We start from the raw sequence: 9,763 nt of genomic DNA, 5'->3' as shown, positions 1-9,763 counted from the left end.
AAGTTCAAATAGGGAGTTTGTGGTAAAGAGGGAGTTTGGTAGCTGTGATAGGAAGAGAAGAAGGAATAGTTTTTTGCTAGTGTTGTTAGGATTAATTGGTGCGTTATTAGTTTTTGAGGATCTACTTTTAGTGTTGATGTTTCTGGGAGTATCTTTGGTTATAGTATGGGCATATCAGAGATTATAAGCGATTCGGGCCAGTGGGACTTGAACCCACGACCTCACGCCCCCGAAACGTGCGCGCTAGCCAACTGCGCTATGGCCCGATCAATAGACAGTGAATTCATCAAAAAAGACGTCAACTATTTCTCCGTTTACGAGAACATTGTTTATCAGTTTTTTAAGTCTTTCTTTAAGCTCCTCTCTCTCAATTGCTTCGTCAAGATCCTCCTTTTTCATAGATGCTATTGTTGATATAACAATATCTCTTATCTGAATTTTTCTTTGTCCAAGCTCTACCATAAGGGGTGTATTTTTTTCAGGATATGCTATATACATTTTGAGTCTAACAAAGTGTGGTTCGTCAATGTCTGCGGTGTTTATGTTAAAGCTACCAATATCAAATGTCATGGGAGGAGGTTCCTTTTTGATAGGTCCTCTTGCTGTAACTATTTCTTCGGATACCTTAGCTCTCATTTGCATAACGACAATAAAAGCAACAACCGCGGCGATTATTCCAGCTATGACAAGTTGTAACACATGGGATAGGATCCATTCTATTATTGCGCCGAAACTAAACTTAGGTTTTTTGACAGCCTCTTCAGCTTCAGGAGCTTCTATACTTATTTCCTCTCTCTCCTCCTCGCCCATTCTGCTTTCCTCCTGTTGATTTTTATCTGATGTAGTTCTGTGCCTGAGGGGACTTGAACCCCTGACCACCGGACTCGCATTCCGGTGCTCTATCCACCTGAGCTACAGGCACTAATACATTACCATTCCGCCGTCAACTAAAATAGTCTGGCCTGTTATATATGATGACATATCGGAACATAGAAACGCAACTACGTTTGCAACATCCTCGGGTTGTCCCATCCTACCAAGAGGTATGAGCTTTAGAATCTCTTGCTTGACATTTTCTGGTAAGACTCTGGTCATATCGGTGTCTATATATCCAGGAGCAACAGCGTTTACATTGATGTTTCTTGAAGCAAGTTCTTTTGCAAGAGACTTCGTAAGAGCAATAACTCCTCCTTTTGAGGCAGAATAGTTGACTTGCCCGGCGTTGCCCATTATTCCAACAACAGAGCTTATGTTGACTATCTTTCCATACTGTTGCTTTAGCATATATTTAGATACAGCTTTACAGCCGTTGAAGACCCCTTTAAGGTTGGTGTTAATAACATCATCCCAATCCTCCTCTTTCATCCTAAGTATCAAGGTATCTTTCGTTATACCTGCGTTGTTCACAAGTATGTCAATTCTACCAAATTCTTTAATAACCTCTTCAACAATGTTAGAAAACTCTGAGAAATTAGCTACATTAAGAGCATATCCTCTCGCTTTGACCTTGTACCTATTTTCAATCTCTTCAGCTACGTTCTTGGAAGTTTCGGCTTTTGTTGAAGTAACAATTACATTGGCTCCAAGTGAAGCTAGTTTCTCAGCTATTGCTTTCCCTATGCCTCTTGATGCACCCGTTACCAAAGCTATCTTACCCTTTAGATCAACCATATTCAAAACCCCCTAGTTGTAATATAGTTTATAGAATCTAAGTGATGCGTAACAACTTTATTATACCTTTCGCCAATAAATTCTAGTTTCTAAGTAAACGAAGTTCTAAACTTTTTGCTTATTTACCTCTTTAGTTCTAGATGATGTTACTCGGTCATAAAACTTCACTTCACACTATACCTTTCGGATGCTTATTAGGAAGAGTATTCACCCAGTCCCGATGAGGGCTGAGAGAGAAAAGAAACTACACCCAATTGTAAACTTTTAGACTTTATTATACCTTGTAGTAGGATGGGTTTTATCATTTATAAAAATGTGATAGTTAGGTAGATCATTTTCTTCTAAAGATATGTTAAATTCTAATCAAGAGGATACTTTAGTAAATGTTTCTAAAGCAACATTGTTGGAAGTTGGTGTAGTTTGGAGTTAGCCTAGTTTTAGATTCTCTAGTTTGATTTAGGTAGAAAGGGTTTGTAGGTATATTTTATTATTTATCTGTCCTATGAAGGAGCTTAGTGGTATATCTGTGTCTAAGGGTATAGCAATTGGTAAAGCTTATGTGATTGAGCCTATTTTGTCTAGTTTTCAGGTTGAGAAAATATTACACCCAGAAGAGGTGAAGAAAGAGATACAGATTCTTAATGCGGCGGTTGAGAAAACAGTAGAAGAGATTGAGAGAATATACTCTGCCAGTAAAGGTTCATCAGCTGAACTGAAAGCTTTTTTTGTTAATGTAATAAGGGATGAAACTAGCCTAGCAAAGATCGTCAACACTATAGTTAATGACAAAGTAAGTGCAAAATCTGCTGTGTTTAGATTTCTTGCAATGATTGAGGCTACATTAAAATCTCTAACGACTTTTTCACAAGAGAAAACCTACGATATAACGTCAATATTTTATAGACTTGTTAAGAATATAGATGAGATCAAATGTGGCAAAGAAAGCTCAACTTCAGGTGAGAAAGAAGAGGAGGTAAGTGAGTATATAATAGTAGGTGTGGAGATAGATCCTACTCAATTGCTAGAAATTCTCCAGACAAAAAACATTAAGGGACTAGTGTTGGAAAAGGGAGGAAGTGCTTCTCATGCCTCTGTGATAGCTCATCAGCATGGTATTCCAGCAGTTTTTGCGGTAAGGGATTTGATGAAATATATCAATGAAGACAGCTTAATTCTACTTAATGCTAATGAAGGAAAGGTGATAATAAACCCTGATGAACAAACGTTTAATAGGTTTAAAGTTGAGAAAGTTAGATTTGAACATTACCGTGAGAAACTTCTGGAAGTGCTTGAAAAACCTTCTAGGACAATAGATGGTAAAACTTGTAGCATCATGCTGAATATATCAGATCCTTACGAGGTAAGCGTGGAGAACACCAGGTATTACGACGGAATAGGGTTGTTTAGAACTGAGTTAGCCTTTCTGAATAGGGGTAGGTTTCTATCAGAAGATGAGCAAGTTGAATTGTATACTCTTGCTGCTGAGAGGTTTGCTGGTAAACCAGTGATAATAAGGTTGCTTGATATAGGCGGTGACAAGGTCTTTGAAAGAGACTATAGAGAATCAAAACCTGCTCTTGGTTGGAGGTCAATAAGAATACTCTTTGATAAAAAAGAAGAGCTTTTGAAACAGCTTAGAGCCATAATAAGGAGTAATGTTTATGGAAACATAAGGATTCTCGTGCCTATGGTTTCTTCAATAAGTGAGGTTAGAAAGATAAAGGAGTCGTTTAATGAAGCATTAGAGGAATTGAAAGCGAGGGGACTATTTGTGAAAGAGAATATTCCAATAGGAATAATGGTTGAAATTCCTTCGGTTGCGGTTATGATTAAGGAATTTCTTAGAGAAGTGGACTTCATAAGTATTGGAACAAACGATCTTACTCAGTATGTTCTAGCTGTTGATAGAAACAATGAAACTTTGGCTGAGTATTATGAGCCTCTGAATCCTTCAGTGCTTAAGCTTGTTCATCACTGTATACACTTTGCAAATAAAGTTGGGAAGTTTGTTTCTATTTGTGGTGAGATAGCTGGAGATCCAAAGTATACTAGGCTACTATTGGGAATGGGTTTAAGAAACTTCAGTATGCCCCAAGAGTCTGTTGCGTTTGTAAAGGAAGTCATAGTAAAAACACACTCAGTTGAGCTTAAAAGGTTGCTAGATTCCGTTAAAAACGCTCTGACTCCAAGCGAAGTAAAAAAGATAATAGAGGAAGACTTTGATAGATTTCTAAGAAGAACTGGCGGTACTGTTCTACAGTTCTGATAACTTCTTTGTCTCTTCTTTCTTGTAAAGATCCTGGTAGTAGTATCCTTTTTTACTGAGATCCTCCTTAATTTTATCAGGAAATGGTATCTTAAACCAGAATATTCTTCTTATCTCCTTTTCTAGCTTTTGTATTCCTTCGCTTTCTTTCGTAATCCATAGGTAATAGTCATATATGAATTTTGATCTTAGGTCACCTTTCCATTTTATTGACTCATGGTATTGATAATAATCTCCGGTTATTCCTTCTTCCATCCAGTGGTATCCTGCCATCTCTTTAGCCATGTTCCATCTAAAGTCTCCTAATGCTATTACTATAACGTCCAGAGGGTTTTTTGAAAATATGGGAACTGCTAACCTGCCTTTACTGGAAATCTTATTGAACTTGCTATAAGGTTCCCAACATATCCCATAGTTTCCATATCCTATGGTCAGGATAAAATAGGGAACTATTTTCAACAACGATGATCTGGTTTTTCTATCAAATATTTGGGGATCAAGATTCCACACTTGCTTTATGTATTCTACAGCATTCTCTCTGAAGTTTGGTTTTAGATGGGATCTGGGAAGCATTGAGGATGCTAGAACGGGAAAGTGATTGCCTTGCCTTCCAACACACATTTTGACCATTTGTCTTATTGTCTGAATTTCGGTTTTTATTGAAGAAGCGTCTACTTCATACTCTTCTTCAATGTTTTCAGGTATGGTAGCTTCTATTTTTCTTATATCTTCAATTAGTTTTTCAATTTTCTGCTGGATGCTAACAATTTCCTTGTTTACTCTAACGATTTCTCTAAGATTTTCTTGAATACTTTCTATACCTTCCTCCTCGGACTGAGAATACGAGACTAAAAAGTTATCTTCCGAAATCTCGTCAAATGTTTTTGAAAATTCATATATTCTCTTCATACTACTAAGCACGCTTTCTTCTAGTAATTGCCTTCTTCTCATAAGTTCTTTTAACCCAGCTAGTTCAGCTTCCAGAATTCCTCTTTTCCTCTCATATTTTTCCTTCTCGGCAACGCTAATGTTTCCTAGCTTTTTCTTTTTCTTAGGAAGTTCATCCGTAGCACTCGCTTCTATCTTCCCTCTACCTATTTCTTCAATCCACTCGTCAATGTAGTAGATGGAGTTATATACATCATCGTCGCTAGGTCTTCTTTTTATCGCAACTCCTTTTATTGCCTCTTGATCCTCAACAGATAAATACTTTAGATCAAGAATGCCAAACCTTATAAACAATCTCTTCGGCAGTGGAGTTTTATCAAACCACTGGGTAGCAATCTTAAAGAGAATATCACTATACAGTTCCCAAAACGTACTAGAAAACCTCTCCTTAAACATTATTTTCCTGTCTTTATCCTGTTCTGCCTCAAATGCTTTCTTATATTCTAACAACTTTTCAACGATTTCCTCATTCTCTTCCTCGAGCACAGATTTCATGAAACTATTAGGCAAGCTACTATAAAGCTTTCCCATACAACCCTTCCTCTTCGCTAAATATAGTAAATTTTTCGCTTAGAACTTTCAATATACTATTTTCCAGAGTAATTAAATTCCAAATTTCTATTAGGTAAGTAGAGAGGTTCCGAACTTTCCGCTTGCTTACTCCTCTTGGTTCTAAGTGGGACTTACCAGTTAACAAGACTTCCTTTCATACTGAGCTTGCTAGTGCCTAGGAACCATTGCTTTACACTTCAAGATCTTATTCAATATAATATACACAGGTACGCAGTTTACTGCACAGCTCTGATGCTACCTTAAGACTTAAGGCAACTTGGTGGGAGTATTATATAAAGTTTGTAGGAAAACGTATGAAAAAGGTAACAGTAGGTGTTCCTAAAGGTAGGTTATTTGATGATGCAGTAGATCTTTTCCTAAAAGCAGGTCTTATAAAGGAGAAGTTTTACGAGGATTCAAGGAAGCTAGTTATAGCTGATGTAGGTTCGGGAATTGATTTTTTGCTCTTAAGGGCTAAAGATGTTATAACTTATGTTCTTGAAGGCATAGCAGATGTTGGCATCGTAGGTTACGATCTTTTAGTTGAACATACTCCAGATGTGATTTCTTTGCTGGACCTTGGGTTTGGATATTGCAAGGTAGTTGTAGCGGGTAGAGAGTATGCAAAGCTAAACTCTGTTACTACTGTTAAGGTTGCTACGAAATTTCCTAACATTGCAAGATCCTACTTCAGGGCTAGAGAAATAGAACCTAGAATAGTTGAGCTGTATGGTTCGGTAGAATTAGCATCAATAACGGGGCTTAGTGATCTTATAGTTGACATAACATCTACGGGAGCTACCTTAAGGGAAAATAACCTCGTCATAATAGACGAGATACTGGAGTCTACGTCAAGACTTGTCGTGAATAAAAAATCCTTCTACTTCAAAAGGAAGGAAATAGCGTATATAGCATCAAGGCTGAAAGACGTATTAAAGTGTTGAGATAGTTGACGAAATTCTATATATGAAGAGATTTAACTTCAGACTGCAACGAGTGTTGGATATAAGACAAAAAGTAAGAGAGCTATATAAACTTGATCTTGCTAAAAAGGCAAGTGAGTATAACCTTGAGATAGCTAAAATAAACAAACTCAAAGGTGAAAAAAAAGATGCAATCCTAGAGATGAAGAAAACAAGTTCCATTGAAGAAAAAAGGCTACTTGATAACTACATAAGATCAAACGAAGAGATGCAGAAATATAAAATGATGGACGTTAAGAAAAAGGAAAAACCTTTCAGAGAAGCACTGGATAAGTACCTAGAGAAAGATAGAGAAGTAAAGGTTCTTGAAAAGTTGCGCCAAAGGAGTGTTGAAGAGTTTAGGAGAGCCTCTTTAAAAGAGGACGAAACTGTAGTTGATGAAATTGTTTCCAACTCCAGCTCAGTAAAATTAAGAAGGGAGGTAGAACAATGAGAAACAGTAGCAAGATTTTGCTCTTTCTAGTACTCTTGCTTAGCCTTGACCAAGGACATATCTTAGGTTATAGCTTGCCGGACACTGAGACCCATCTTCTATCCGAGGATGTAAGAAAAATTTCCTCGACTCTCAATACTTTACTTTCTAACTACCTGAAGATGAAATTTGAAGAGATATTGCAGGTTTCGGAAGGAAAGGCTAAGAGAGATATAGAAAGAATGCTTTTTGATATGAAGAATCCTGTTAAATACTCGCAGATAAAAAGTGAAATTTCTCTTCTCTCTGAACCTGTGATAAGGGAAGTAAAAGTGTTTGAAGAAGAAAATTTGGCAATAGCTGTGGTAGAATGGAAATATAAGAGAACTGTCCCCAAAGGTAAGGACTTTGAAGTAGTGAACGTAAAAAGAGAAATGAACTATCTTTTTAAGAAGTTTAAGAACTCGTGGAAACTGATTTCATACAGGTAGCCTGAAGTGAGAATTTCCAAATTTCTTTCTCTAGCACACTTTAGCTACTTGTACTCATAGATGTGGTAAATAAAAAGTCAAAGTAGCTTGCTTTTCTCCAAGTTTCTTAACTTGAAAGTAGGCTTTCCCTAGGGTTTCTTTGCTTTTCCTGTTACCTCTTTTTTCTTTTCCCTCAATTCTTGGGATTCTTCGTAAGGAACTATTATTATGCTTCTTTCTTCTCTCTTGAATGTTACAAACTTGTATTGGTCTCTGCAAGTGTGCAAGGCATCTTTTATTTTTATTTTTACGTTTGGGTAGCATATACCATAGGCGCTGACTCTAGCTTCAACTGATGCTGAATCTAGTTGTTCCTTTATAGCTTTAAGTTCATTCTCTATATTTTCAAGTTCGTGAGAATACTCTTTTAGAGTTGTGCTCATCAAGTTATACCTTTCTTCTTTCTCTGGAGGTATCCTACCTAGGTTTTGTATCATTTGTTGCAAGGTAAAAACTTCCTTTTTGAGTTCAGATATCTTGTTGGATATTTCTTCTTTTTTTCTTATCAGCTCGTCGTGTCTTTCCTGAAGGTCGGGGTCGGAACCAACCTCAAGAACCGTATCTACCCATGATTCTGCTCCTAATTGCTTAGCAGATATCTCATATAAGGCTTTAACATGTCCTCCAGCTATACTTGCCTTCTTACCAAAGCAGAAAACCCTAGCCTTGGAGACTACATTACTGTGGAGGATATACTCTAATGCTATTACATTCCCACCAGCTTTTACATTTGCTCTTTCAATAAACTTTGCTATCACATCGCCTCCTGCTACAACTACACCACTCTCTTTACCTTGGATTCCTGTTCTTATTATGACATTTCCATCGGCGATCACCTCAGCCTTCTCAACTGTTCCCCATATATCAATATTCCCACCAGCTTTAACCTTGAATGTATCTCTTACACTACCTCTTATCACAACATTTCCTACGAAGTCTATATCGCCTGTTTCCGTTGAAACATCAGAAAGTATCTCTAACACTGGTTCTACATGGATCTTGTTCTGCTTAAATACGACCTGCCCCTGCTCTTTGGCTATAAGCTCCAATCCATCTGGGGATACCTCAACATTCTTACCAGCCAGATTTTGTAAGGATACATCTTTCCCATCGCTAGTTGGAATAACCTTTCCTCTCACGGTAGTTCCAGGTTTACCTTTTGTTGCAGGCTCTTTGGATGCTAGAACCTGACCTTTCACAACATTCTCAATATTTATGACCTTGTGAAAGTCAACCGATTCTTTATCACCAACTCCGCCAAAAAGAGGTTTACTATTTACGTTTATATAGTAGTTTATCTTTGCGTCTTTACCAGGCTCAGGTGGTGTCCAAACTGCAACCTCAATAGGTACATCAAACACGCCTTCATATATTCCTTTCTCTATGTTTTCCTGAATGATACCATATACCACTCCCTCCATTTTTAGAACCTTCATAATCTCATTAACTGACGGAACCTTACCACGTGGTGAAGAAGGTCTTGTTAATGTAAGAAAGGCTCTACTCTCATCAGGTAAAACTTCAACGTGTGGGGTGCTATTCTCACTCTGATCAGTAGATAACGCGGGACCTATAAGCACTGGAGTTTTTGAGGGAGATTGTAATTCTCTCCTTATTTTACCTTCATCAAACTTCTCAAAACCTCTGCTTCTTAGTTCATTAACAACTTCATCAAAACTCACAGATCTTCCTCTACCCTCAGGAGGAATGACTTTCAAGAACACTCCTTCATCTGTATGAGCGATAAAAAACTTACCATCTATTGCAAGCATCTCTTCCTTATGTTCATCAATACCAGAAGCAATAGAAATACTCCCTATTTTCCTTACCAAAACTCTGTAAGGCTTTCTACCTATACCAAAAAATCCACTGCTTCCGGCTTCAAGCACCTCGTAATCTAGATTGAAGATTTCTGTGTTGAATTCCTTGCTTGCTATTTCTAAAGCTTCTTTTATAGAGAAAGCTACTATCTCAATTTCTTCTTCGGTGTCTGCTGGTTCTATTTCGTCAAGTAGTGATAATATCTTTTTTATATCCATCCGTATTAAAGTATAACTATTCCCCTACTGTTTTTCAATTTCTATGTAATGTTCAATAAGCTCCAGGTGTCATCAGAAGCCCTGTTAGAAGACATTACTATGTTTACTCTGTCCTTGTAAAATCCTCTCTGACTACTCTTTCTATCTTCCTGAACATCTTTTTGATAATCTTGAGAAGAAATATCATTTTCTGCCTAATTTCTAAAACTACCTAGCAATTTCTTAAACACTCTCATAGGTACCTCAAAACTGAGGTAATGATGTATAAAGGTAATCAAGATCTTAGCCGAACTTGGGGTAATAATTTGCAAAATTTCGGAGGCTTTATATAAAATATCACTCGCTTTAAGGAGCAAGATTAT

General features: G+C 37.3%; 9 protein-coding genes and 2 tRNA genes. 5 read left to right on the top strand and 6 right to left on the bottom strand.

Annotated features, from left to right (window positions below; all coding sequences use genetic code 11):
- Positions 1 to 187, top strand: a 187-nt coding sequence (locus ABDH28_02780; protein ID MEN2997945.1) for a hypothetical protein, incomplete at its 5' end; no start/stop codon positions are given.
- Positions 188 to 192: 5 nt separating this feature from the next.
- Here the strand turns inward: ABDH28_02780 and ABDH28_02775 are convergent.
- The 4 genes from ABDH28_02775 to fabG form a co-directional block, all read right to left on the bottom strand.
- A tRNA-Pro gene (locus ABDH28_02775) sits at positions 193 to 266 on the bottom strand.
- A gap of 1 nt (position 267) precedes the next feature.
- Complete coding sequence (locus tag ABDH28_02770) at positions 268 to 810, bottom strand: flagellar basal body-associated FliL family protein (GenBank protein MEN2997944.1); 543 nt, start codon at positions 808 to 810, stop codon at positions 268 to 270.
- Between the two features lie 38 nt (positions 811 to 848).
- Positions 849 to 922: transfer RNA gene (locus ABDH28_02765), tRNA-Arg, on the bottom strand.
- The gene (fabG, locus tag ABDH28_02760; GenBank protein ID MEN2997943.1) at positions 922 to 1,671 is read right to left on the bottom strand and encodes a 3-oxoacyl-[acyl-carrier-protein] reductase; all 750 of its coding nucleotides are present in this window, start codon (positions 1,669 to 1,671) and stop codon (positions 922 to 924) included. Before fabG ends, ABDH28_02765 begins: the two co-directional genes overlap by 1 nt.
- A 502-nt stretch (positions 1,672 to 2,173) precedes the next feature.
- Here fabG and ptsP point away from each other — a divergent pair.
- A complete protein-coding gene (gene ptsP / locus ABDH28_02755) occupies positions 2,174 to 3,937 on the top strand; it encodes a phosphoenolpyruvate--protein phosphotransferase (GenBank protein MEN2997942.1) in 1,764 nt (587 codons plus the stop codon).
- Here ptsP and ABDH28_02750 read toward each other — a convergent pair.
- A complete protein-coding gene (locus ABDH28_02750; GenBank protein MEN2997941.1) occupies positions 3,926 to 5,416 on the bottom strand; it encodes a hypothetical protein in 1,491 nt (496 codons plus the stop codon). The genes ptsP and ABDH28_02750 overlap by 12 nt on opposite strands.
- Before the next feature lie 335 nt (positions 5,417 to 5,751).
- Here ABDH28_02750 and hisG point away from each other — a divergent pair, with 335 nt between their 5' ends.
- From hisG to ABDH28_02735, 3 genes are read left to right on the top strand one after another with little or no spacing between them, the layout of a single operon-like run.
- On the top strand, positions 5,752 to 6,381 hold the full coding sequence (hisG, locus tag ABDH28_02745) for an ATP phosphoribosyltransferase (GenBank protein ID MEN2997940.1): 630 nt from the start codon (positions 5,752 to 5,754) through the stop codon (positions 6,379 to 6,381).
- 22 nt (positions 6,382 to 6,403) lie between these two features.
- Positions 6,404 to 6,853, top strand: a complete 450-nt coding sequence (gene fliJ / locus ABDH28_02740; GenBank protein MEN2997939.1) for a flagellar export protein FliJ — start codon at positions 6,404 to 6,406, stop codon at positions 6,851 to 6,853.
- Positions 6,850 to 7,323, top strand: coding sequence for a hypothetical protein (locus ABDH28_02735; protein ID MEN2997938.1), 474 nt, complete (start codon positions 6,850 to 6,852; stop codon positions 7,321 to 7,323). Before fliJ ends, ABDH28_02735 begins: the two co-directional genes overlap by 4 nt.
- A 128-nt stretch (positions 7,324 to 7,451) precedes the next feature.
- On the opposite strand, the gene ABDH28_02730 is transcribed toward ABDH28_02735, so the two are convergent.
- Positions 7,452 to 9,401 (bottom strand): FapA family protein, encoded by a 1,950-nt coding sequence (locus tag ABDH28_02730; GenBank protein MEN2997937.1) that lies wholly within the window; start codon positions 9,399 to 9,401, stop codon positions 7,452 to 7,454.
- Positions 9,402 to 9,763: the final 362 nt, after the last annotated feature.

The organism is Brevinematia bacterium (assembly GCA_039630355.1).
Classification (GTDB): Bacteria; Spirochaetota; Brevinematia; order DTOW01; family DTOW01; genus SKYB106.
Note: the sequence above shows the minus strand (reverse complement) of the source record. Positions and strands in the feature narration are given on the sequence as shown.